Origin of the sequence: Cohnella candidum (genome assembly GCF_003713065.1) — a bacterium.
GTDB classification, from domain to species: Bacteria; Bacillota; Bacilli; order Paenibacillales; family Paenibacillaceae; genus Cohnella; species Cohnella candidum.
Genome location: NZ_CP033433.1, coordinates 4,818,131 through 4,841,156, shown reverse-complemented (window position 1 = coordinate 4,841,156; position 23,026 = coordinate 4,818,131). Strand labels below are relative to the sequence as shown.

The following is a 23,026-nucleotide window of genomic DNA, read 5'->3' as shown; positions in this document are numbered from 1 at the left end:
TCAGGGAGGAATGGCATTTGTCTCGCAGCAGCTGGCGCCACCATCTGCCCCTATTCCGCACGATGGGCCTGCTCGTTTCCTTGCTGGCCCTGATCGGATGGGGGCTCTCTACGCTGGAGCTCGGATACGAAGGGCGCAATCCCGATCGTTCCGCCTGGCAATGGGCGCCTGCCTCCTCTTTCGAAGACGCCGCTCCCCCGTCTTCAGGCTGGATCCCGTTCGAATCGGAGCCCGACATCCATAACGACACCCGCTACTTCTGGCTCCGCCTCCCCCTTCCCGCCGACGCGCCGCGAGATCCCGCCCTGTGGATTTTCAACGCCGTATCCATCCGGGTCTTTGACGGGAACCGACTTCTCTACGATTACGATCCCGGCCGGCAAGGCCAGCGGATCAACCTGTTCACGCATTGGAATCTCGTTCCCTTGCCGACCCCGCTTCCATCCGAAGTTTATGTGCTGGCGGACAACCGCGGCGCCTCGCGTCCGGCTCCTTGGATCCAGACGGTGAGCAAAGGCGACTTATATATCGAGTTGCTCCGCAAAGACAGCTACAGCTTCGTGCTCAGCGCCCTTTTCCTGTTTACCGCCTTCACCGCGCTGGGGCTTTACATCGTCCGCCGGGACAGGCTCCAACTCTACTTCAGCCTGCTGTCCTTCTGCGGATTCTACTCTTCGCTGGTTCGCAACTACCTTCTTCAGGTGTATTGGGACCAGCCCTGGCTCGCCTATATGGATTTCGCGGTTTTCCCGCTCGGCGTCTACGCGCTCGTCAGCATCATGGGCGAAGTCTTCCCTTCCACCGGCGTCAAAATCATGCGTCGGCTGCGCCAAGTCCTCCTCGGATACACGGCGCTCACGCTGGCCGGCGGCTTGTTCTTCCGCCCCTCCTTATACGGCTGGCTGATCAGCTACCCGCTTCTTGCGGTGTTTCTCGGGACGGCCGGCATCATCTTCTGGCAGCTTCGGATCGCTTACCGGGAGCGACAAGGCCCCGACTCGGTATGGATGCTTTCCGGCTTTATCGTCGTGGCGTTCTTCTCCTTGATCCATGTGTTCAAAACGTATCTTCCCAGCGTTTTCGAGCTGGCGGCGCGGGAGGCGCCGGGTTTGAACCGGTTTCCTTTCGACCTCGTCTCCGTCGGACTGTTCCTTTTCCTGCTGTGCCTGATCCGCGTTATCCTGTACCGTTTCGGCGTCATGAACGAACGGCTTCAACACACCGGCGAATTCCTCGAAGAGAGCGTTCGGGCCCGGACCTCCGAATTGGAAGAGCGGACGAGGCAGCTTCGGGAATCCAGTACCCGGCTGGCGCAATCCACCCGGGAGACGGCCGAGACGATCGCCTCCACCATGGTGCTCGAAGAAAGAAACCGCATCACGGGCAACATCCATGACACCGTCGGCCACGCCTTGACCGCTACCATTATCCAGTTGGAGGCGGCCAAACGGCTGCTGGATCGCGACCCACGCCTCGCCTTGGACAAGCTGACCGCTTCCCAAGGGCTGATCCGCAGAGGGCTTGAGGAAATCCGGCAGTCCGTGCGGCTCCTCAAGGACGACTTCTCCCGTTACGATTTGACGGACGCGATGATCGGCCTGATCGGCGAAACGGAGCAGACGACCGATGCAGAGTTCGACGTGAAGATGGAACCGCTGCCCGATACGCTGACGACCCTGCAGAAAAGAGTGCTCTACCAGGCGCTGCAGGAAGGCATCACGAACGCCCTTCGCCACGGCGGCAGCACCCGCTTCGTCTTTACCTTAACCGTGGAAAACCCGATCGTGTTTTTCCGGCTGGAGTCGAACGGCCGCACGTACGAGCCCTCCTCCTTCGGCTTCGGACTGAAAGCCATGTCCGACCGGGTTTCAGAGCTCGGCGGCGTCATGTCGATCGAACCGGGCCATCCCGGCTGCGTGCTGCTGCTTTCGCTGCCCTATCGGGAGCCGCGGCACCAAGAATTGGTGTAGGGAGAGAATCATGAACATGTCTTTTCTGAAACGCCACTTGCCCGTTCTGCGCACGTTCACGATTATTTTGGCCTTGTTGTTCACCGTCGGAGGCGCCCTCGCCGCTTTCGAGCGGGATGCGGACGCCATCCGGCTGGATTCCTCCGGCTGGCGCTGGGCGCCGGCAACGTCATGGGACGAGTCTCCCCCAATGAACGGATGGCGGCCCTATACAGCCCCGGTGGAGGTCGCGCAGAAAATGTATTGGCTCCGGGTGCCGTTGCCGGCCGGACAATGGAAGGACCCGGCCCTCTTCATCCTCCATGCCGGCGACAATCGCGCTTTTGCGAGCGGGATCATCATTTACGAGGATATGCCGGCCCGAAAGGGCGTCCGGGTGAACAGCGGCTTCTATTGGCACATGTTCCGGCTGCCGCTGCAGCTCCCTGACCATGTCGACCTGCTGATGCGCAACGGCGAGCTCAGCACGCAAAACCCCTCGATCGAACTCGGGGAGAAAGCTTCGTTCGTCAATCGCAGCCTGCATAAAGATCTGGACAACATTATTTTAGGCGGTCTTCTGATCTTCAGCTGCTTGGTGTCGATCGGCTTTTACGTTTCCCATCGGGAGAAACTGTATCTCTATTTCGCCCTGCTGGCTTTCGCCGGAGGTTACGCTTCTTTCGTCGGCAACCAATTGATCAAATTCTTGTGGAGCAGCCCGTGGATCAGCTTTCTACAGGAAACCTCGATGCCATGGGCCACGTTCGCCGTCGTCGGCGCTTTGGAGCAGGTGTTCCCCGGCATTAACGGGCGGGCTTTGAAGACGCTTCGCCGGATCGTGCTGTGGTTTTCCGTCCTGGCGACGGCTGGCGCGTTCGTCAGCGTCTATTTCTACACGTTCTGGACTTCCTATCTGTATCTTCCGATTTTCCTGAGCATGTTCGTCATTTCTTATTGGACGATTTGGAAAGCTTACCGCACGCGCAGAGACCTGGAGTCGATCTGGGTCATGGCCGGGTTCACTTCGCTCGTCGCCATCGCGTTCGTCCATGTCATCCGTTACTGGCTGCCTCCGAACTTGTACGAGTGGTGGCCGGGGCTGCGGGATTATCTGGTCAGTCTGCCGGAAGACCTGATTTATCTGGGGCTGTTCGCCTTCGTCATTTGCCTGATCCGGATCATCATCTATAGGTATACCGCGATGAACCGGCAGTTGACGGAGCTCAACCGTTCTTTGGAGCAGTTGGTGGCGTCCCGGATCGAAGAGATCCGCGCGAGCAACAGCGAGCTGGAGATCGCCAACGAACGGCTGGCCGCTTCCCAGAAGGAGTCGGCGGAAGCGATGGCCGAATCGATGATGCTGGAGGAAAGGCACCGCATCACCGGCGCCATCCACGACACGGTCGGCCACACGCTGTCGGCCGCCATTATTCAGCTGGAAGCGGCCAGGCGGCTGCTTCCGCTCGACCGGCCGCAAGCGGAGGAGAAACTGGAGGCGTCCCAGAATCTCGCCCGGCAAGGCCTCGAGGATATCCGGCATTCGGTGCGCCTCCTTCGCGACGACTTGGGGCATTTCGATCTGCCAGGTGCGATCGGAGCGCTGATCCGCGACGCGGAACAACGATCCGGCTGCCGGGTGGATTGCCGGATCGGCCCGCTGCCCCTCACGCTGTCCGCGCTGCAGAAGCGCGTCCTTTTCCAAGCGCTTCAGGAAGGTTTGGCGCTCGGGCTGAAGCACGGTTCGTCCAAGCGCTTCGAATTCGAGCTTGAGGCCGAATCCGGCGCCATCCGATTCCTCCTGATCGGCGACGGAAAAACATTGCCGGAACACGAGCTCGGGCTGGGCTTGAAAGCCGTCACCGAGCGCGTCTCCCGCCTGGGAGGCGAGCTTCGGCTGCAGTCCTCCTCGGGCGGTGCGGTGCTGTTCTTGTCCATGCCGGCTTAGTTTCGCGAACCATCCCTCGTGCGCCCTCTTATCCGCCCGATTCGTTCGTGGTCGATGGCCATTGGGAATGGCGTCTGCATGAAGAGTTACGGAACTTGTGCGGTCGGAGTTATTGCGTTTGGGCACTAACTTCGGTAAATTCGCGGTGACCGATCCCGAATTATTGCATTCCGACACTAAAAAGGCGTCTCCACCCCCCTTTTTGGGGCACGAGCCGCCTTTTTAGTGTCCAAAAGCAATAAAACCCGCCAAGTCCGCTCACTTAATCGGAATTAGCGCCAGAAAGCAATAACTCGACGGATCACTCGTCTGCGCTATCGGAGCCTGCTACACCCGGTTTCAAGCCTGCTTGCCGACGGGTAAAGGGTGCTTACAAGGAGGGCTTGCCATGTCCATGACCATCCGATCGATTGTGCTCGCATACGACGGTTCCGAAATGTCCAAACGCGCCTCGGCGATTGCCGGCGAAATGGCCGAGCGTTTCGGTGCCTCGGTCGAGGCCGTCCATGTGTTGGAGCTTCCCCGCCCTGCGGTGACGGTCGAAGCCGCCGTACCCGCGCCTCCCGAGGTGCTGGAGGAATTCCGAGTAAACGCCAGGGACCTGCTGAATCAGGCGTACGAGTCGCTCCCGGATAACGTCGCGCGTAAGACGACCTTGCTTGAAGGATCTCCCGGACCCTCTCTCGTGGACTACGCGAAACGGGTGAACGCCGATCTGATTCTCATCGGCCACCGCGGTTTGAACGGCCTCGAGCGGTTCTTCGTCGGGAGCGTGAGCGAATATGTGCTGCGCCACGCGCACTGTCCGGTTTTGATCATGAAAGAATAAGCACGGACACAGAAAAACCCGCGATCCTCAAGAGGAGGATTTGGCGGGTTTTTCCACTTTCAAGCTATTGCCGGGTTTCTATACTCGGGGTATACTAATAGGAACATACGTTCGCTAATTATGCTGGAGGTGCCCCTTGAATCCGACCCGTTACGAACCGATCCGTCCCAAAATGGTGCTGAATCCCGTCAAAGCTCCTTCGATGCCGTTCGACTGGTCGATCAATCCTTACCGGGGGTGCCAGCACGGCTGCAGCTTCTGCTATGCTCGAAGCACGCACTCGTTTATCGGCGAATCCGCAGACGACGCTTTTCAGAAACACGTTTTTTGGAAGCAGGATGCTCCCGACGTACTGAGAGCCCAATTAACGAAAATGGGCCGGCGGCTGCCGACCCACGTGGCGGTCGGTACCGCGACGGATCCGTATCAACAATTGGAGAGCAAGGCGAAGCTGACAAGGGGGTGCCTCGAGGTGCTGGCCGAATTCGGCGTGCCCGCGAGCATCACGACGCGATCGCCGCTCGTGCTCCGCGATCTGGATTTGCTGCAGCGGATCCCTGGCTCCTCCGTCAATATCAGCTTGCATACGATGGATCCCGACATCTGGCGGACGTTCGAACCCGCGACGCCCGCTCCCCGCCTTCGGCTGGATACCGTCCGCAAGCTGAACGAAGGAGGCATCCGCGCCGGCGTATTCATGGCGCCGATCCTGCCGTACCTGTCGGACGGCGCCGAGGCCGTCGACCGCCTGCTTGACGCATGTGCCGACGCGGGCGCGGCGTTCGTCATGCCGTCTTTCCTACGGCTTTCGACCCCCGAGGTCAAAAGCTGGTTCTTCTCGACCCTTAGCCAAAGCTATCCCGAGCTTGCGGAGAAGTATGGCCGGCTCTATTGGCGGTCGGGATACGCCCCGGATTCTTACAGGCGGCCGCTTTACGACCGAATTAGAGGTCAATTGGCGGAGCATGGCCTTACGGCGTACGACGGCGACCGCGAAAGGCGGGACAAAGCTGCGACAGCCCGTCCGTCCGAACCGTCCGATTGCGCCCAAGCCCCCGTTCAGCTCACCTTATTCTAGAAACGGTCACACCGCCGTCAGCGCGGATTCCGAACGGATCGGAATCGTCAGCGTGAAGCAGCTGCCCGCGCCCTTCTCGCTGTAAACTTCCAGCCTGCCGCCCAGCAGGCCGGCGAGCTGCCGGCTGATCGCGAGACCCAAGCCGGTTCCTCCGTATTTGCGGCTGATCGAGCCGTCTTCCTGACGGAATGCCTCGAAAATTTCTTCCTGCTTCTCCGGAAGGATGCCCGCTCCGGTATCGATCACATGGAATCGCGCTTCGCTGCCGCCGTCCGAGGACGTCGCCACGGTTAACGAAAGTTCGACGGAGCCACTCGCCGTAAACTTGAAGGCGTTACTGAGCAAGTTGCGCAAAATCTGGTTCAGCCTCATCGGATCCGTCAGCGTCCAATCCGGAATTTCCCCTCCGTAAGAGACATGGAAACCGAGTCCCTTGTTGGCCGCAAGCACCTCGAATTGCTCTTCCAACGTCCGGCACACTTCCACCAGGTTCACTTTCTCGTCCGTCACGTCGATTTTCCCGGCCTCCACTTTCGTTAGATCCAGGATATCTTCGACCAAATTCAGCAGCTCGCTGCCGGATTGGTGGATCAGCCTCGCGTATTTGATGCGGTCCTCTTCGCTTGTATCCTCATCGCTTTGCAATTGGGACAGAAGCAGAATGCTGTTGAGCGGCGTTTTCAATTCGTGCGACATGTTCGCCATGAATTCGGACTTGTAGCGGGAAGCCGCCTCCAGTTGTTCGGCCTTCTGTTCCAACGCGGATTTGGCCTCGTTCAGGTCATCGGTCCGGACCCGGAGCAGCCGATTGGCGCGGACGATCTCCTCTGCTTTGAGTTGTTCGATATGGAAATCCCGAATCATGAAAATGAAAAAGTAGCTGAGCAACACGCCTAAAGGGAAAGAAATGGGAAAGACGTCCGCCATGTAGGTTTTCAGTGGGAGGACGTTAAACACCGGCGCGAGAATCACCCGAAGCGCATTGATGACAAGGATCGCGATCGTTGCTTTCTTCCAATAAGAAAGCCCTTGTCTTCTTCGGAATCCGTAGGAAATGGCGACCGCTGCCAAACCGACCAGCAGCGCGATGGTGAAACCGGAAAAACCGGCTCGGTCAAATCCGAAGAACAGCCGGCCCACGCCGATTCCCGCGCCGATAAGGAAGAGCGCCCATGGCTCCGTGAATACGAGAATTCCCAACATCACCGGGACATATCGCATGTCGAAGCGGGCCCCGCCGATCTCGAAGCTGAACATCATCGTCATACAGCCGGCCAAGACGAAAATGAGAACGGTCAGCCCGTATTTCAGCCGGAACGAGAACCGCATCAGGACGTTTTTGTACAGGAGGTTGGTCAGATAAGCGAATGTGACCAGCATGCTGATGTTGATCAGAAAAACTTTGGACAGCTCCATGGTGTCCCCTCCGGCTTGCCTGCTTTTCTATTATTTTGAACGGGAACGATAGGAAATGCAAATGAAAAGCCCCCGTTTCCGGGGGCATTGTGCGTACCTATAGTCGAATGCTCTGCAGTTTGTCGGGATTGCGGATGAGATACATTCGCTTCATCGCCTCATCCCGCCATTCGAACGCCACAATGGTCGTCCACTCGCCCGCCTCCCGGAAGGCGATCCCCCAATCTCCGTTGACGCGGACGGGCAAGGCTTCCGTGTCCGAATTGCCGTACTTGGAGATGAGCCCCAGCACGAATGCCGCCGCGCGCTCGGCCCCGACAAGCGGCCGCACGGCCGCGGATACGCGCCCTCCGCCGTCCGTCATCACGACGATATCTTCACGAAGCAGCTCCATCAAGCTTTCCATTTTTCCGCTTGCCGCCGCTTGCATGAAACGAAATACGAGCTCCTGCCCCTTCTCCGTTGAGACCGGTTCGGGGATCTCCCGGTCCAGCTTCCGGCGGACCCGGCTCATCAGTTGGCGGCAGGCCGCTTCTGTCTTGCCCAGCGCCTCCGCCGTCTCTTCGTAACCGTAACCGAACGCTTCGTGCAGCAGGAAAACGGCCCTCTCTGCCGGCGTCAGTACTTCCAACACGACCAAAAGCGCGTAGGACACGGTCTCCTCGAGCAGCATGGCGCTTACGGGCTCCTCGTCCGCGGGCCTCACTTCCGGCTCCGGCAGCCAAGGACCGACGTAGGATTCTCTTCTTCTGCGAGCCGATTTCAGAACGTCCAGGGACCGCCGGACGACCATTTTGGTCAAATACGGCCTTTCGTCGCGAATCGAGCCGTTATCCCTTACCTGCAGGTGCGCGAAAACGTCCTGCACGACATCCTCGGCGTCGGCATAAGTGCCGAGCATCCGATAAGCCACCGTATGCAAATACCGTCGATGAGCGGCATACCATTCCGCCACATTCGACGCGTTTCCGCCGTACTGCCGATCCGGCATCATCCCGCGTTCACTCCGATCGCTCTCGTTTTGACGGCCAACTCCGCCGCCGCGTCTGCGCTGTACATGGAAGCGTCCAGCAGCGACTCTTTCCCTCCGGTCCAATCCCCGGCGACGTACACCCCGTCCAACCCCGTATCCACGGAAGGACGTCCCATGGTGCCTTTCAAATCGCGTGAAGGCATGCCGTACATGACCGTGACATGCGGCATGTATCGTGCCCTGATCACCAGGTCGCGCCAGCCCGGCTGCACCCGATCCAGAAACCGCTCCAGAGAGGCACGGCCGGTGGAAATATCATCCTTCTGTTCCCCATCATACCGCATGACGTGAACGACCGCATGATCCGAATCGTCGCACAACTTTGCCCACTGCGAATGCGCCGAGAAGTACAGCGGTTGGTCCAGTCCGAGCGCGAAGGGGCGGCCTGGCTTGGGCAGCCGGCGAAGATGCAGGTCCAGCGCCGAAGCATACACCGGCTGCAGCCGTTCCAAAGACCGGAGGTATTCCGCCGGCAGCCAGCGGCCGAACCAATCGGCCACCCGCGCGGGCTCCACGGCCGCGATGACTTGGCCCGTCCTGACGTACTCACCGTCCGCCAAGCGCAAGATCCACTCGCCGGTCCCGTCTTCCGCCCGCTCCACGCCCGCAACGGAAGCCGAGGTTCGGCAGACCGCCCCCGCTTCCGAGGCTTTCGCCGCCAGTCCGTCCACGATCGTCTGCCAGCCTCCGTCGGGATAGACGACCGCGGGCTTCTGCAGTTGTCGGATCACCGTACCTGCATCCAGCAAATCCGCGTCTCCGACGTACGTGGAAAGCCGCGCCAAGGCGGAGGCTACCGCGGCAGCCCGCCCATGCAGCCCGTTCGCAGCCATCCAGGCCGCCCATCCTTGCCCCGTCGCTTCATTCGGGTTCAGCTTCCGCAAGCCGAGGAAAAATCTGAGGAATCTTCTTTTCTCCGACCAATTCAAAGTCCGCCCCAGCAGCAAACCCGCCGTGGAGACGATCTCTCCCCGGCCCTCTTCCGGCACCCAGGCGACGTTCGTGCCCGGACTTCCGCCCGGCGCCGCTACGCCGAGCTTCTCAAGCACGCGCTGGGCGCTGCCTCCGCGGTAAAGAGCATGCGCTCCGAGATTCAAGGAAGCGCCGCCCTCCCTCGACGAAGACGCGCGGCCGCCCAGCGAGCTTCCCTTCTCCAGCAGCACCACCGAACGCCCCGACCTGGCGCTCAGCGCCGCAGCCGCAAGACCGGCCGGCCCTCCGCCGATGACGGCAATGTCCCATACCCGATTCATTTTGGATCCGTTCATGTCTTTCATGAAAAAACGCCTCCTCGGTTCGCGAACCGCATTCCCGCAGGGTCGGATTCGCGTGGTTGCCAAGAAGACGACGCTGCCTTATTTTTTGTGACGCCCGGCGTAGAAAAAAAAAAATTTGTGTTTCGGGACCGGGGGAACGGGCGATGCATAGGCTGAAACAACGACGACGCCAAAGGCGGGAAAGCTGGAGATTGTCATGAACCGCACTACGTTGATGCTTCCTATTACAGTGAGAACTTTTACCGCCCCGCGCAACGTGAAAGTCAGCATTCCCGCGGTTGCGGGAGGAACCGTTCCGAGTGCCCGCGACTCCATGAACCGAGACATCGTCAGAACGATCAACGCCCAAATGCAATCGCAAGGCTACCCAGGCGGGGATATCCGGGAAATGCTCGGCTTCTTCGAGGTGAAAACCAACCAGCGAGGGGTGCTCAGCCTCTGTTTGCTCAACTACACTTATACCGGCGGGGCGCATGGCAATACGCTGCAGCACTCCCTCACTTTCGATGCTGACACGGGCCGCAAATATTCGCTCCGCGAACTGTTCAAACCCGGAAGCCCCTATGAAAAACGCCTGAACGACATCGTCCAGGCGCAAATCGCGACCCGCAAGCTTCCGCTCCTGGGCCCTTATCCCGGCTTGTCGCCGGATCAGGATTATTATATTGCCGACAAGGCGCTCGTGATTTACTTCCCCTTATATGCGCTCGTGCCGTATGCATGGGGTTTTCCTTACTTCCCTATCTCCGTTTACGATATCCAGGATCTCATCGACGAGAACGGGCCGCTGGGAGCCATGCTTTATTGAGCCAGGTCTTCCAGCAGCGCCTTCTCGTATACGAAGTAAGGCAGCTTGCGGAACGGATAACGGGACTCTCCGACTTGCCCGTATCCCGCACGCTGATACATACCGAAGGCGTGGGGGTTGCCGGAGTAAACCTCCAAACGGATCAGCGTGCCTCCGGCGCCCCGGATGAAATCTTCTCCGAACCGAAGCAAACGTCCGCCGATTCCCCGGCCCTGCATATCGGGCAAAACGGCAAGCCGGTTGATTGACCACGACGGAACAGCTCCCGGGGATGCTCCCGAACCTGATGCAGGCGATGCCCGGTCGATCACGATGGCGCCAGATACGCGTCCTTGCTCGACGATCCCGTAAACGATTCCTTTGCGAATATCGCCGCTAATCGTGAAACGGTTCGGGTAAATCCAATCCCATTGGTCGATGCCGCTGCGGCGCAGTTCTGCCGTCACGACCCGATACAGCGCGATTAAGCTTTTACGGTGCTCTTTCGTGAGCGGAATGATTTCCATGACAGGCTCCTCTCTTGCCGAATCAGCGGGAAGCCGCGGCAAGCTTGATGTCGTTAAACTTCGCGGAAGAGTGACGGCGGTAAGCGACCGTCCACAAGATAGCCGCCCCGATAAAGCCGTACAGCACCACGTTGGACAAGGCCAGGTACCTTTCAGTGGACATGTGGAACACCATGAACACCCGCACGGCCGCTTCCCCCGTCAGCATGATGCCCCACACGAGCGACATCAGGCGCATGACGAAACGGAAGTACGGGTAGCTCCAGTTGGCGGTGAAATCATTTTTGCCGATGAACCGCGCGGCGAGATGGAACATGAGCGGCTTGCCGAACAGCAGCGAGCCCAAGAACACGATGCCGACGCCCGCCGTTACGAGCGATTCGCGGACAAGCAGGATTTTCTCGCTTCCGCCGAGCATGACGAGGACGAGCGTGAGCAGAAACGTGAACAGCATGAGCGCTCCGAAAGCGTCGGGCTTGCGGTGTTTAACCAAGTGAACCAAGTTGTCGGCGAGCGGAACGAGCGTGGCGATGGTCAGCGCGGATAACGAGCTCATATGATCGGACAACCAGACGTACAGCAGCCAAGGGACGACACCGTTGATAACGAGAGTAAAGAGGACATAAGCGCGTTTAGACATTTTGGGCAGACCTTCCTTTATCGTTTATGTAGGGGGTTGGGGATTTCTTGGATTTCTTCGTCATGTAAAATTCCGCGTACGCCAGGTTGAGGACGATCGACAATGCAACGGCGACCGGGAACGTAACGCTGGACGGCGCGTCGGTGAGCAGGGATTCGATGCCAAGCACGATCCGGAACGTGACGAACACGAGCGTGACCGCGTAGCTTCTGAGCATCCATTGCCGGTGCCGGACGACGTCCTTCCTGAGGATGTACCGGACGCCTGCCGCCGTCATCGCGAGCCAGAGTACGTCCAGCACCATGAAGGCGACGGTGGACGGCGTTCCGCCGGTGGCGTACAGCGCGATGAACGGCACGACCGGAACGTTGAGGAAAATCGAGATCCCGTAAATGCGGCCCAATCGCTTGTGCAGCGCGGGATTCCGGCGGCTCCGTTTCGTCAGCTGGTAAGAACCGGTCAACAGGGCCGCGAGGCCGAGCAGGATGTGCGGGTAGAAGAAGATTTTCCACACCCGGTATGGAAAGGACGGATCGTCCATTTTGGCGGAAACCATCCCGGAATCGCTCGGGCTGTAAATCAAATATTGGAGCACGACGTAAAAGGACAACAGCGTGACCAGCACGTACAACAGGGGAAACAGCAACTTTTTATTCGTCATCGGTATTGAGTCCTCCAGCTTAAGATAGGGCCTTGGCCATGAAGCGGATCAAATCCTCCGCTTTCATGCCGGAAGGCTCTTGCAGGATCGTGTTTTGCACGCGGAGTCCGTACATGAACATCACGAGCATTTCGGCGATCCGGGCCTTGTCCGTGTCCGGGGGGATGACGCCGTGCTGCTGGCCCGCCTCGATCCACTTCGTACAAGTCTGCAGCGTATATTGATAGACTTCCTTGACGGTGGCCGCCACGGTCTCGTTGTCCATCTGGCTCAGGAGGTACAGGAAGATCCGGTTGGTCACGTCTTCATGGCTCGTGTTTCTCACCATGCCCTCGGCGATCAGCTGCAACGGATTATGCAAGCCCCGAGACTGCGGGGAGTTCACGGCCTCGGTGAAGCGGGCGTTCAACTGTTCGATGCGCGACTTCATGACCAAGCCCAGCAGTTCGTCTTTGCTGGAAACGTAGTGGTAGATCGCGCCTTTGGAAAGGCCGGATCGGCGGATAATGTCCTGGAGCGTCGTCTGGCGGCAGCCCTTCTCCCGGATCAATTCTTCCGCGGTATCCAAGATCGTTTGAAAACTCGATTTTCCTGTTTGAGGTGTCATTTCGGTTCTTCCTCTCTTTCGATCTGTCCATACCGACCGTCGGTCTGTTATGTGCCTATCTTCGCATACCGACCGTCGGTCTGTCAATGGGGTTTGGTGAAAATTTTTCCTGTTTTTTTGGGGTTGGCGTGCTTTTGACTCGTGGTGGGGGATGTGGCGGTAATAGTCTCCGTGGGAGAATGTTTCGACGGAATGGCGGAGTTGCTCGTCAAATAGTCTATGTGGGAGACTATTTAGGCGAAAACGCGGCGCAACTCATCAATTAGTCTCTGTGGGAGGCTATTTCGCGGAAACGCTGCGCAGATCGTGAAATAGTCTCTGTGGGAGTCTATTATCGGCGGAAACGCGGGCTGGTCGCAAATTAGTCTCTGTGGGAGTCTATTATCGGCGTTTCGGCGGGCGAGTGGTTTCGGGTGCGATTTAGTGATATCCAGTATCGCTAATTCGGCAGGTGGGCGGATCGGTGGCTGAGCGGGACGGCAACAAAAAAATAGCGCCCGTGAGGACGCTATTTATTGTAACCGACTTACCCGCAGCACCAGCGGACGGCTTCGCCGAGAAGCCGTTGGAAGTCGGGCTGAAGGAGCCCTTCCCTCCGGTGTGCCGGCGTCAGGCAGCAGACGCGGCCCGCGCCGAACGTGTGCCTCCAGCCGGCGACGGAGCTTCCGTCTACCGATTCCGACCGCAGAAACGTCTCCGTGCGGGCACTGTCGTACTCTACGAAGTAATGCTCGTCGAGCACCTCGAACTCCCGCGTTTCGCCTTCGAAGCCTTCTCCGGCCGGCGTGTACCGAACGGGTTGGTGCTACTCCGGGTGGTGCAGGAAATAGCCCCGGAGCATTGAAACGTACGCACCGTCGGGGTCATAGGATGCTAGCCCCGAATGCCAGGCCAGCCAGCCGCCTCCCTGCTCCACGTAATCCACGATGGCCGACGCGATTTCCGGCGCCATCCAGCGGGCGTTTCCGTCCTCTTGGGGAGCCACCCGGTCTTCCTTGAACAGGATGACCGCGTCCGGCTTCTCGGCGAGCTCTTCCTTCAGCCGGCCCGCTTCCACGAAACGCAGGCTGACGTCCGACGCACCCGCCCATGTCGCGATCGCCTGCTGAAGCGCCTCGCCGGCCTCATCTGCCGAGTGGTAAAAGTCCCCGACGACCGCCGTAATCCGTTTCATGCCGCGCACCTCCCGTTGCCTATTCCGCTCAATCGTTTTCGAGCAGCTCGATCAGCACTTTCAAATCCTTGAACGAATCCAGGTAAGCGTAGCGCCCTCCGGTGTATTCGCCCTTCTGCAGCAGCGGCATGCCGCCCTGCTCGAGCAAAGAGATCTTCTCCTGCATGCCCTTAATGACGAACGCGATGTGATGGAAGCCTTCGCCGTTCCGGTCGAGGCTCTCCCGCCAGGTGCTCGGGTTGTGATCCGGCTCGATCAGCTCCAACTGCAGCGATCCCATATCGAAAAACGCCAGCTTCGCCCGCGCTTCGGTCGGCCCGCCCCGGTACTCGGTTTGCGCCTTGTCGGCCGTGTCGGTCCAGAACCAGTTCGGTTTCTCGACTCCGAAAAAGGTGGCGTAAGCTTCGGACGTTTTTTCGATGTCGTTCACCAATAACCCGATTTGCGTGATGACGTTGTTGCCCAACGCGTTTGGCTGCATGATCCCGTCTCCTTTATTTTCAAATAGCCCGGCAGGAATCCCTGCGAATCAGGTCGTTGCGGACGCTGAACGGGGTGAAGCCCGTTTCTTCCTTCTCGATGTGGCGGATGAGCGAGACCGTCAGTCTCTCCATCATGTCGGCGAAATCGACCTTTAACGTCGTTAAGGCCGGATGATGGCGGGAGCTCAGCGGATGGTCGTCGAACCCGATCACCGACAGATCCCGGGGAACCTGCAAGCCGCGCTCATTCATCGCCCGGATGGCTCCGAAGGCGACGCTGTCGTTTGCCATGATCATGGCCGTCGGCCTCTTCGTACCGCTATCGAGGAACCTTCCCATCGCCTGGTAGCCGATTTCTTCGCTGAATCCTCCGGGCAGGATCCACTCCTGTCGGATCTCCAAGCCGAAATGACGCATGGCCGCCAGGAACCCCTCGTATTTCGACGGCCCCGAGTATCGGTTCATGTCCCCGTTGAGGGCTCCGATGCTGCGATGGCCGAGACCGTGCAAATACTCCACGGCCAGCATCATCCCGTCGTGGTTGTCGAAGTTCGCGATGATCCGGTTCGGCTCTTTGTGGTCCCGGATTTCCTGGTCCACGATGCCTACCATGAAACCCTCGTCGATCAATTCTTCGACGAACGGCTCCTCATTCGCGGCCCCGATGAAAATGCCGCCGTCAATCCGGCGTTGGTAGAAAATGTCCTTCACGCCGCGGATCTCTTCCTCGTCCTTGGCATTGCGGATAATACGCGTCAGAACGTAATACCCGTGCGAGGAAGCGTTCTCGATGACGCTGGCGAGCAGCATGTTGGACAAGATGTCAGCGGACACGTGTCCCGCCTCGATCATGAACAAGCCGATCGTTCGCGTCTTCTTGCCCGCCAGCACCTGCGCCGATGCGTTAGGCACGTAATTGTATTGGCGGATGACCTGCATCACTTTCTCCCGCGTTTCCGGCGGCACGTTGCTGTAATTGTTGATGACCCGGCTGACCGTGCTTCGCGACACGCCTGCCAGACGCGCGATTTCAACCGAATCGATCCCGGTCTTTTTCAATCGGCGATACCCTCTTCTCTCTATTGTGAACGCGTGTTTATGCCACTATATTAACAAGGATACGGCCATGCCGTCAATCCGCCGGATGCATGCTCGCAATAAGCACACATTCCAGCTCGGCACAGCGGTATCCCTGCGATTCAACCCTATTGCCAATTACCATTTGCCCGGATCGATGTCGGACGGCTTCAAGCCTGCCCATACGTTCGGGACTTCCACGGAAGAAGGATCGTCGTACACGAGGAAAGCCGTCGGCAAATAACGCTCTCCATGCGCGGCGGACGGCTTGTTGACGATCTCCCCGTCCCCGTTCACGAGCACCGTCGAGGATCCGCCGTCCAGGTTGGCCGCGATGACCGCCCCGTGCTCCAACATAATTTCCTGCGCGTCGTACAAAGTCGCCCCGATACTGTAACCGGGCTGACGTCCGTCGATCAGCAGGAACATGACGGTGCCGTCTTCCTTCTGGCCCATGACGGAACGCGGCGCGATTCCCCAGCCTTGCGCGCGGTTTTTAATGAGCCCTTTGCCGTTGACGATGATTCGAGGCGAGAACGTCACGGCTTCGGAGATACCGAGATCCATGAGCTCCTGGATCGAGTAGCGGCCGGCGATCATTTTGCCGTTCTTGTCGAGGCCCACGATCTGCGTGCTCTTGGCGTTGCCCAGCCCGTTGTAGTAGATCTTGCCTTGGCTGATGACGATGCCGATCGGCTGAAATCCGTTGCCCTGCCAATTGGGATCGGCGAAGCCACCGGCATTTACGCCGTACAGCGCCCCCGTTCGTTTCACCATGCTTGTAACTTTTTCGCCGCGGCCGGGTTTGAGCGGCACGACGAGCCGGATTTTCTTCGGATCCCGAACGCTGAGCAAGTAACCGTGAAAGCCTTCCCCGGAGACTTCCTCAACGGAAGTGAGGGGGAGATCGGCGTCCGCTTTCCCCGGCGCCGCCACGGGAATCACATGGGTATCCCGTTCTTCTCCCATTTGATCGAAACGCGCCTGATAAGCGGCGACCCTTTCCTTCAGGCCTTTCTCGCCGATGATATACTTCGCCCAAACTCTATGCTGCGTCGTGATGATCGTGTCCGCCACCATATATCGGAACGTCGTGCCCGAAGGGGTCAAATAAAACCACCCGGCAAACAAAATACAAATGATGAATACCAGCCAAAACGTATTGCGGATCAATCGCCATATAAAAGGCTTTTTCTTGGTGCGCCGGCGCGTCGTGGTTCTTGAAGGCGTACCTGCCGACCCGCTCCCCTTGGCCGGAGCGCGAGCGGTCTGTGTCGTTGCGGGAATCTCTTCCACGCTCCTTTGCGTTTACTCGTTCTACCCTTATACGACTGAAAACGCCGCCATGTTTCGGCCAAATTCTGTTTTCGCCAAACAATCTGAGAATCCGACGGGATTTCCCAGGAAATCAAGTAAAACGACCGCCCCTTATCCGAGGGCGGCCGTTTCATGCGACGGTGCGGTTTGCTCATGCTGGCGTTGATATCGCGGCAGCGTAACCAGATAAAACAGAAAGGCCAGCAGCAAAATGACGGACAACGACGCGTAAATCGTTTCGAGCGAAATCGTTCCGGGGTACAGCAAGGCGATCAAACCAAGCGCCACCGATTGGCTGAGCATGAGGAGAGGATCGTTCCAGGCGCTGACGCGTCCCATCTGTTTGGCGTCGACCAGAGACGGCAGCCAACCGCCGATCGCGATGTTAAGCGGCGCAAGCAGGACGCCTATGACCAGCACGACGGATAAATAGAACCAAGGCTCGTCGGCCGCGATCAAAGCCAAGCTGGCCAATCCGCTGCCCAGCAGCGAAACGATGATGACGCGGTGCGGCTTGAAGCGGTTCACGAGCGCAGGTCCGATGATGCCTCCCAAGAGGAAGCCGATCCCGAGAAACACGGCGAACAGCGAAGAGTAGAACGTGTACTGATCCGGCGCCAGTTTGTATTTCATCGTGTACATCGGCAATACCGCGAAGCCTCCATTCAGAAGGCCGAACAACAGGAAGCCTCCGATCAGCGACAGCAGCAGCGGAAAACGGCGGATGTAGCGGATGCCTTCGGAGAAGTCGGCCGTAATTTCACGCAGGCGGATCGAACGCCAAGTCGTCTTTCCGTTCGGCAAGGCAACTTCGGCGGGGACCTTGCAGGACCGGATAAGAAAGCCGACGGCCAGGAGGCCGATTCCGTCAATGACGACCGCGCCCAGAATGCCGAAAACGTGGTACGACAAAGCGCCCAGCGAAACGCCGAACATCATGAACACTCCCATGACCGTTTGGTTCAACCCCGAAGCCGCGACATACTGCTCGGGCGCCAAGATGCCCTGCAGCAAAGCCGACTCCGCCGGCGCGTAGAACTTCGAAACGGCGCTGCGCAGGAACAGCACGGCAAAGGCAAGCGGCAGCCATCCCCCGTAGAGGACGAGAAGTAGTACGGCTGTAAGGACGACCCTGATCCAGGCGGAGTTTTCCGCGATCCGCCGGCGGTCGAACCGGTCGGCCGCCACGCCGACCAGCCAGAAAACGAGCAAGGTCGGCAGGGAGTACATCAGCTCCGCGAGCGATGCATAACCCGGCTGCGAAGAATACCGATCGAGCAAGTAGAAAGCGAAAGCCATGTTGCCCACGATCGTGCCGAGCTGGGAAGCGATCGTCGCCAGAAACAGTCGGACGAAAATTCGGTTGCCGAAAATGTCTTTCAAGCGAATTCCTCCTTGGAAGTGACGCCGAGGCCGAGCAAATGCTTGAGACTAAGCAGCATGGCATCCGTCTGACCCGGGACGTCCACCAGATCGGCACCAAACTGGATCGCGTGGATCTGTAAGCCGTCATGGAACGAAAATACCATTTTGGCAATGTGCGCGACAGGCACCGGAGGATGAAACTCTTTCCGTCTCACGCCCTCCTCCAGAAGACCGACGAACGCATCCAGGCTGCGGTTGTACCGGCGTGCCATGAGCGTTTCGTACGCCCGCTTGCGCCACCCGGTGATGAACAGCTCGTAATAGACCGGCGCCAATCCTTGCGAGGCTTGATCCATGTCCGCCGTCATTCCCCGGATCAACCCTTCGATCACGTCCCACACTCGCACTCCGTCTTGCAGCATTTTCGGCATTTCATCGACTTCCCGGTCGCCTTCCTCGATCAGGTCGAGCATCATCTGCTCCGTGCTGCCGTAGTACAGATAGACGCCGCCTCGGCTGAGCCCGCTTTCTTCCACGACATCCTTCATCGTCGCCGCTTGGTAGCCCAGCCGGATGAATACCCGAGCCGCCGCCTCCAAGATCTGTTTTCTTCTCGCTTCTTTGTGCTCCTCCGCGACTTTGGGAGACATAAGATCACCGTTCTTTCGAAATAATAACGACACCGATGTCGTTATTATAAGCGACACGCATGTCGCTGTAAATCGGTTTACGAAAATTTCCCATCGGCGAATTTGGGTCACAAGCCCCGTCTTGGTATAATGAAAACCATGAAACCCAAGCACGAGGAGGAATTCCCATGAGCGCCGCATCCCGCTATGAAATCGCCAAATCCATGGATCAATATCCGATTCTGGAGCTCATCGACCATGAAACCGACTCCAGTGTTCTCCTGTGCCCGGATAGGGGAGGCATCGTCATCGGCGCCCGGCTGAACGGACGGGAGACGCTTTATTTGGACAAGGAAACGTTCTATGATCCCGAAGCCAACATCCGCGGCGGCATTCCCGTCCTGTTCCCGATCTGCGGGCAGCTTCGCCAGGGGCAATACGAATGGGAAGGCGTCACGTACAAAATGAAAAACCACGGCGTCGCGCGCAATCGGCCTTGGGAGACCGCCGTGACCGGAATCGACGGCTCCGCGTGGGCCACGCTCGTGCTGCGCAGTTCCCCGGACACGCTCGAGTCGTACCCGTTCGATTTTGAGCTGCGTTTTACGTATCGGCTGAAAGCAGGCGTCCTTTCCATCGAGCAGGAATACCGCAACCTATCCGACCGTTCGATGCCGATGGTGGCCGGATTCCATCCCTACTTCGCGACAGAGGGCAAAAGCCTCCCGTACGTGACGGACGCGACCCGGTACTTGGATTATAATGACGGCGTCATCAAACCGTTCGAAGGCGTGATCGACTTGACGGAAATGAAAGAATCCGCCGCCCTGCTCGACGCGACCCGTCCGGAAATCGCATTCCCCCTGTCGACGGAAGCCGCGATCCATATGTCGTACAGCGAGTCATTCCGTTATGTCGTCCTGTGGGCGGTGGAAGGAAAGCCGTTCGTCTGCGTGGAGCCGTGGACGGCGCTGAACGAGGCGCTGAACGACAACAAAGGCCTCCTCGGCGTGGAGCCGGGGGAGACCTTCAGCGCGGTGCTGCATATCGCTTGCGAAGACGCTTAAATCATCAAAGCAAGATCCGGTGCGGATGGGTGTAAATATTCATGGAGCCGCCCCGGATGAAGCCGGCGCACGTAATGCCCAGGTCCTCCGCGAGCCGGAGGGCCAGGTCGGTCGGCGCCGATTTGGAAAGCAGGACGGCGGAGCCGATTTTGGCCGCTTTGAGCACGACCTCGGAGGACAAACGGCCGCTGAACGCGATGGCGTGGTTTTTGGCCGGGATGCGATGCCGGAGGCAGTGTCCGAAAATCTTGTCGAGCGCGTTGTGCCGGCCGATGTCCGAACGCGCCTCCACGAGCTCGCCGTCCCGGCACAGCGCCGCATTATGCACGCCGCCCGTCAGGCGGAAGTCTGCAGAGTTCTCTTGAAGCAGCCGCATGTAAGCGAAGCAATCGGCCGCGGTGACGTTGATGCCTCCCGTAACCGTCTTGGCCGTACGCGCGTCGTTATGGAAGTAGAACTGGCGGCTCTTGCCGCAGCAGGAGCCGATCAGCCTTTTGGAATAGAAATCCTTGCCCGTTGATTGAGGGCGATGCAGGTTCACGTAAGCGAAACCCCGCTCCTCGTCGAGGGACATCTCCCGGATATCCTCAGCCGTGAGGATGACACCCTCGGAAGCCAGAAAACCGACCACGAGATCTTCGAGATCGCTCGGAGAGCAGACGAGGGTCGCGAATTCCTCCCCGTCAAGGCGGATCGTAAGCGGGAACTCCTCCGCGATCTCGTCTTCTCGCCGGAAGACGTCCGGTCCGTTGACCTTAATGGTCGGCCAAGCGCCGCTCATTCCGGAGTCTCCAATTCAAGTTCCGCCACGCGTTTCTCCACGTAACGGGAATCCTTCAGAGCATGGAAAGTTTCCGCCTTCTCCACGACCACGTAAGAGTTGTATTCCGGAATGCCCGCGAACGGCTCGTAGACTCCTTTGGGAAACAGCGCGTTGCTTTCCGGCCAATAGAGGCCGATATTCCCGCGCGCCAGCGGCTCGAACTTGGCCCGTCCATGGAAGATGCCGTGCCGGTTGTACGCCACGACGGCGTCTCCGTCTCCGATCCCGAGGTCCCGCGCGTCTTCAGCGGGGATCAGCACGTCATAACGTCCCGCTCCGTTAAACGGATCAATCTCCCCGTAGACCATCGAGTTGAATTGCTTGCCCCGCCGGGTCGTCGCGTAGAACCGCCCTTCCGGCTTGCGCCGTTCGGGCAGCTCGATCGGGAGCAGCCGGCCTTTACCGTCCGGCGTCGGACAGACGCCGCCTTCGCACAGCCAGGCGCCTCCCCATTGGAACACGTCGCCCCGCTTGCAGAGGTGCTGAATGCCTTCGTAGTTGGGCGCCGCTTTCGCAATCTCCTCCCGGATCGCGGCCGCGTCGCGGAAGCGGACCGCCGCCGCGTTTTCCGGCTTCACCCGCGCCGCCAAGTCCCCGTAAATCGCCCATTCCGGGCGGGCTTCTGCGATACGCGGTCCCTCGATTTCCGGGGAGAAATAGACCATCCGCTCGGTCGAAGTCGACGTACCCCCGCCCGGCTGCTCGTAACGCGTCATCGCCGGCAGCACCCATACTTCTTCCCGCGCGTCCGCGAGCGTGGAGGTGTTCAGCACGATGTCCTGGTGGATCCGGACGTCTACGTTTTCCAGGCAGCCCCGGACGAAATCCGGATCCGGCATCGTTTCGAGGAAATTGCCGCCGGACGTGTAGAAAACCTTCAGCTTGCGTTCGTGTTCTTCGGGCAGCATCGCGTTCTCCAGCGAAACGCCGACGATATCGCCCTGCCACCGCGGCAGGTCGAAGCCCCACAGTTGCTCCAGACGCTCAATGTCCCCCTCCGTAAACTCGCCTCCCGGCAAGCTGAACGGATCCGCCCCCATCTCGCCGGAGCCTTGCACGCCGCTATGGCCCCGGATCGGCATCACGCCGCAATGCTCTCGCCCGATGAAACCTCGCAGCAGAGCCAGGTTCGCCACTTGAGAGATGTTATCCGTGCCGAACCGGTGCTGCGTCAGTCCCATGCTCCACACGAACACGCCGGAGCGGGAGCGTGCGAGCAGCCCGGCGAACTCCTTCATCCGTTCCCGGGACAGACCGGAGGACCGTTCGAGCTCTTCCCATTCCTGCAAGCGAACATGATTTTTCAGCTCTTCATAGCCGGTTACGTGCTCGCGGACGAACGCATGGTCGATCGCCGATCCCGGCCGTTCTTCCTCCATGTCGAACCAGGCTTTCATGATCCCGTGCATGAACGCGATGTCTCCGCCGATATTGACCTGGTAGAAGTCGTCGGCGAGCTGCGTGCCGAACAGCGCGGACTCGGGAATGGACGGAATCCAATAGCCCTCCATGCCCGGCTCGCGGTAAGGGTTGATCACGATAATCTTCGTGCCTTTACGTTTGGCCGCGTACATGTATTTGGTCGAGACGGGCTGGTTGTTGGACGCGACGCTGCCCCAGAACACGAGCACGTCGGTGCCGATCCAATCCTTGTAGTTGCAGCTGGACGCGCCGATGCCGAGCGACCGCTTCAGCGCCGTTTTCGAAGGAGAGTGGCATATCCGCGACGCGTTGTCGATGTTGTTCGTGCCGATATAACGGGCGGCTTTGGCGGCTGCGTAATAGGATTCGTTGGTGATGCCCCGCGCCGTCAGGTAGAACGCCAGCTGCTTGGGGTCAATGCCGCGGATTTTCGCCGCGATCCGCTCTAGCGCCTCGTCCCACGAAGCACGGCGGAATGCGCGGTCCCCTTTCTTGCGGACCAACGGATAAGGCAGCCTGCCGAGTTTCCTCAGCTGCGTGCTGTCCAGCTTCCGCAGCTCTTCGATGTCGGCATGCAGGATATCGGGCTTGATCGCCGGCATTGTGTTCAGCCTAAGCACGTTCAGCCTCGTCGTGCACACATGCGGCCCCGCCAGCGTCCGGTCGTACAGCCCCGAGACGCCGAGTGCGCATCCGTCGCACACGCCTTGCGTGAGAATACGGTATGCATATGGCAGATTATCGCGGTTGTCCCACGCTACCTTAAACGTATCGCGTATATGTTTCGGTTTGATTTTGCCCAAGCCGAACGGGACTTTGCTGACCCACAATTTCGGATCCGGCCTGCCCGGCAGCTTGATCGGCCCCGTATGTTTCGTCTTCCCCATGCTGCTCCTCCATTCTCCACGCCTTCAGTCT

At 59.1% G+C, this 23,026-nt stretch carries 22 protein-coding genes; 6 read left to right on the top strand and 16 right to left on the bottom strand.

Going from position 1 to position 23,026, the window contains the following annotated elements:
* Positions 1 to 17: 17 nt before the first annotated feature.
* From EAV92_RS22420 to EAV92_RS22405, 4 genes are all read left to right on the top strand, one after another.
* Positions 18 to 1,970, top strand: coding sequence for a sensor histidine kinase (locus EAV92_RS22420; RefSeq protein ID WP_123043146.1), 1,953 nt, complete (start codon positions 18 to 20; stop codon positions 1,968 to 1,970).
* 16 nt (positions 1,971 to 1,986) lie between these two features.
* Positions 1,987 to 3,897, top strand: a complete 1,911-nt coding sequence (locus EAV92_RS22415) for a sensor histidine kinase (protein ID WP_164472895.1) — start codon at positions 1,987 to 1,989, stop codon at positions 3,895 to 3,897.
* A 388-nt stretch (positions 3,898 to 4,285) separates the two neighbouring features.
* Positions 4,286 to 4,726: a universal stress protein gene (locus tag EAV92_RS22410; protein WP_123043144.1), complete on the top strand. Its 441-nt coding sequence runs from the start codon at positions 4,286 to 4,288 to the stop codon at positions 4,724 to 4,726.
* A 136-nt stretch (positions 4,727 to 4,862) separates the two neighbouring features.
* Positions 4,863 to 5,804: an SPL family radical SAM protein gene (locus EAV92_RS22405; RefSeq protein WP_241158356.1), complete on the top strand. Its 942-nt coding sequence runs from the start codon at positions 4,863 to 4,865 to the stop codon at positions 5,802 to 5,804.
* A gap of 6 nt (positions 5,805 to 5,810) precedes the next feature.
* Here the strand turns inward: EAV92_RS22405 and EAV92_RS22400 are convergent, their stop codons facing one another.
* The 3 genes from EAV92_RS22400 to EAV92_RS22390 all read right to left on the bottom strand — a co-directional run bounded on the left by EAV92_RS22400 (position 5,811) and on the right by EAV92_RS22390 (position 9,530).
* The gene (locus tag EAV92_RS22400) at positions 5,811 to 7,220 is read right to left on the bottom strand and encodes an ATP-binding protein (RefSeq protein WP_123043143.1); all 1,410 of its coding nucleotides are present in this window, start codon (positions 7,218 to 7,220) and stop codon (positions 5,811 to 5,813) included.
* A gap of 97 nt (positions 7,221 to 7,317) precedes the next feature.
* A complete protein-coding gene (locus tag EAV92_RS22395; protein WP_123043142.1) occupies positions 7,318 to 8,214 on the bottom strand; it encodes an RNA polymerase sigma-70 factor in 897 nt (298 codons plus the stop codon).
* Positions 8,211 to 9,530, bottom strand: a complete 1,320-nt coding sequence (locus EAV92_RS22390; protein ID WP_123043141.1) for an FAD-dependent oxidoreductase — start codon at positions 9,528 to 9,530, stop codon at positions 8,211 to 8,213. The genes EAV92_RS22395 and EAV92_RS22390 overlap by 4 nt, the downstream gene beginning before the upstream one ends.
* Positions 9,531 to 9,726: 196 nt before the next feature.
* On the opposite strand from EAV92_RS22390, the gene EAV92_RS22385 reads away from it, so the two are divergent.
* The gene (locus tag EAV92_RS22385) at positions 9,727 to 10,338 is read left to right on the top strand and encodes a DUF3298 and DUF4163 domain-containing protein (RefSeq protein WP_123043140.1); all 612 of its coding nucleotides are present in this window, start codon (positions 9,727 to 9,729) and stop codon (positions 10,336 to 10,338) included.
* On the opposite strand, the gene EAV92_RS22380 is transcribed toward EAV92_RS22385, so the two are convergent.
* The 11 genes from EAV92_RS22380 to EAV92_RS22335 all read right to left on the bottom strand — a co-directional run bounded on the left by EAV92_RS22380 (position 10,332) and on the right by EAV92_RS22335 (position 18,817).
* The gene (locus EAV92_RS22380) at positions 10,332 to 10,844 is read right to left on the bottom strand and encodes a GNAT family N-acetyltransferase (protein ID WP_123043139.1); all 513 of its coding nucleotides are present in this window, start codon (positions 10,842 to 10,844) and stop codon (positions 10,332 to 10,334) included. The genes EAV92_RS22385 and EAV92_RS22380 overlap by 7 nt on opposite strands.
* Positions 10,845 to 10,866: 22 nt before the next feature.
* Positions 10,867 to 11,484 carry a VC0807 family protein gene (locus EAV92_RS22375; protein WP_123043138.1) on the bottom strand — a complete coding sequence of 206 codons (618 nt, stop codon included), beginning with the start codon at positions 11,482 to 11,484 and terminating at the stop codon, positions 10,867 to 10,869.
* Positions 11,477 to 12,145, bottom strand: a complete 669-nt coding sequence (locus EAV92_RS22370) for a DUF2306 domain-containing protein (RefSeq protein ID WP_123043137.1) — start codon at positions 12,143 to 12,145, stop codon at positions 11,477 to 11,479. The genes EAV92_RS22375 and EAV92_RS22370 overlap by 8 nt, the downstream gene beginning before the upstream one ends.
* A 19-nt stretch (positions 12,146 to 12,164) precedes the next feature.
* Entirely contained in the window at positions 12,165 to 12,752 is a 588-nt protein-coding gene (locus EAV92_RS22365; RefSeq protein ID WP_123043136.1) for a TetR/AcrR family transcriptional regulator, read from the bottom strand.
* Between the two features lie 526 nt (positions 12,753 to 13,278).
* Positions 13,279 to 13,494, bottom strand: a complete 216-nt coding sequence (locus EAV92_RS24985) for a ThuA domain-containing protein (protein ID WP_241158355.1) — start codon at positions 13,492 to 13,494, stop codon at positions 13,279 to 13,281.
* Between the two features lie 63 nt (positions 13,495 to 13,557).
* On the bottom strand, positions 13,558 to 13,926 hold the full coding sequence (locus EAV92_RS24980) for a ThuA domain-containing protein (protein WP_241158354.1): 369 nt from the start codon (positions 13,924 to 13,926) through the stop codon (positions 13,558 to 13,560).
* 28 nt (positions 13,927 to 13,954) lie between these two features.
* On the bottom strand, positions 13,955 to 14,407 hold the full coding sequence (locus EAV92_RS22355) for a VOC family protein (RefSeq protein WP_123043135.1): 453 nt from the start codon (positions 14,405 to 14,407) through the stop codon (positions 13,955 to 13,957).
* A gap of 19 nt (positions 14,408 to 14,426) precedes the next feature.
* The gene (locus tag EAV92_RS22350) at positions 14,427 to 15,467 is read right to left on the bottom strand and encodes a LacI family DNA-binding transcriptional regulator (RefSeq protein WP_123043134.1); all 1,041 of its coding nucleotides are present in this window, start codon (positions 15,465 to 15,467) and stop codon (positions 14,427 to 14,429) included.
* 156 nt (positions 15,468 to 15,623) lie between these two features.
* Complete coding sequence (locus tag EAV92_RS22345) at positions 15,624 to 16,595, bottom strand: phosphodiester glycosidase family protein (protein WP_420888792.1); 972 nt, start codon at positions 16,593 to 16,595, stop codon at positions 15,624 to 15,626.
* Positions 16,596 to 16,913: 318 nt separating this feature from the next.
* Positions 16,914 to 18,185 carry an MFS transporter gene (locus EAV92_RS22340; RefSeq protein WP_123043133.1) on the bottom strand — a complete coding sequence of 424 codons (1,272 nt, stop codon included), beginning with the start codon at positions 18,183 to 18,185 and terminating at the stop codon, positions 16,914 to 16,916.
* On the bottom strand, positions 18,182 to 18,817 hold the full coding sequence (locus EAV92_RS22335) for a TetR/AcrR family transcriptional regulator (protein ID WP_164472894.1): 636 nt from the start codon (positions 18,815 to 18,817) through the stop codon (positions 18,182 to 18,184). Before EAV92_RS22335 ends, EAV92_RS22340 begins: the two co-directional genes overlap by 4 nt.
* Before the next feature lie 167 nt (positions 18,818 to 18,984).
* On the opposite strand from EAV92_RS22335, the gene EAV92_RS22330 reads away from it, so the two are divergent.
* Complete coding sequence (locus EAV92_RS22330; protein WP_123043132.1) at positions 18,985 to 19,863, top strand: aldose epimerase family protein; 879 nt, start codon at positions 18,985 to 18,987, stop codon at positions 19,861 to 19,863.
* A gap of 4 nt (positions 19,864 to 19,867) precedes the next feature.
* On the opposite strand, the gene fdhD is transcribed toward EAV92_RS22330, so the two are convergent.
* Complete coding sequence (fdhD, locus tag EAV92_RS22325; RefSeq protein ID WP_123043131.1) at positions 19,868 to 20,644, bottom strand: formate dehydrogenase accessory sulfurtransferase FdhD; 777 nt, start codon at positions 20,642 to 20,644, stop codon at positions 19,868 to 19,870.
* Positions 20,641 to 22,995, bottom strand: coding sequence for an FdhF/YdeP family oxidoreductase (locus EAV92_RS22320; protein ID WP_123043130.1), 2,355 nt, complete (start codon positions 22,993 to 22,995; stop codon positions 20,641 to 20,643). The genes fdhD and EAV92_RS22320 overlap by 4 nt, the downstream gene beginning before the upstream one ends.
* Between the last annotated feature and the right edge of the window lie 31 nt (positions 22,996 to 23,026).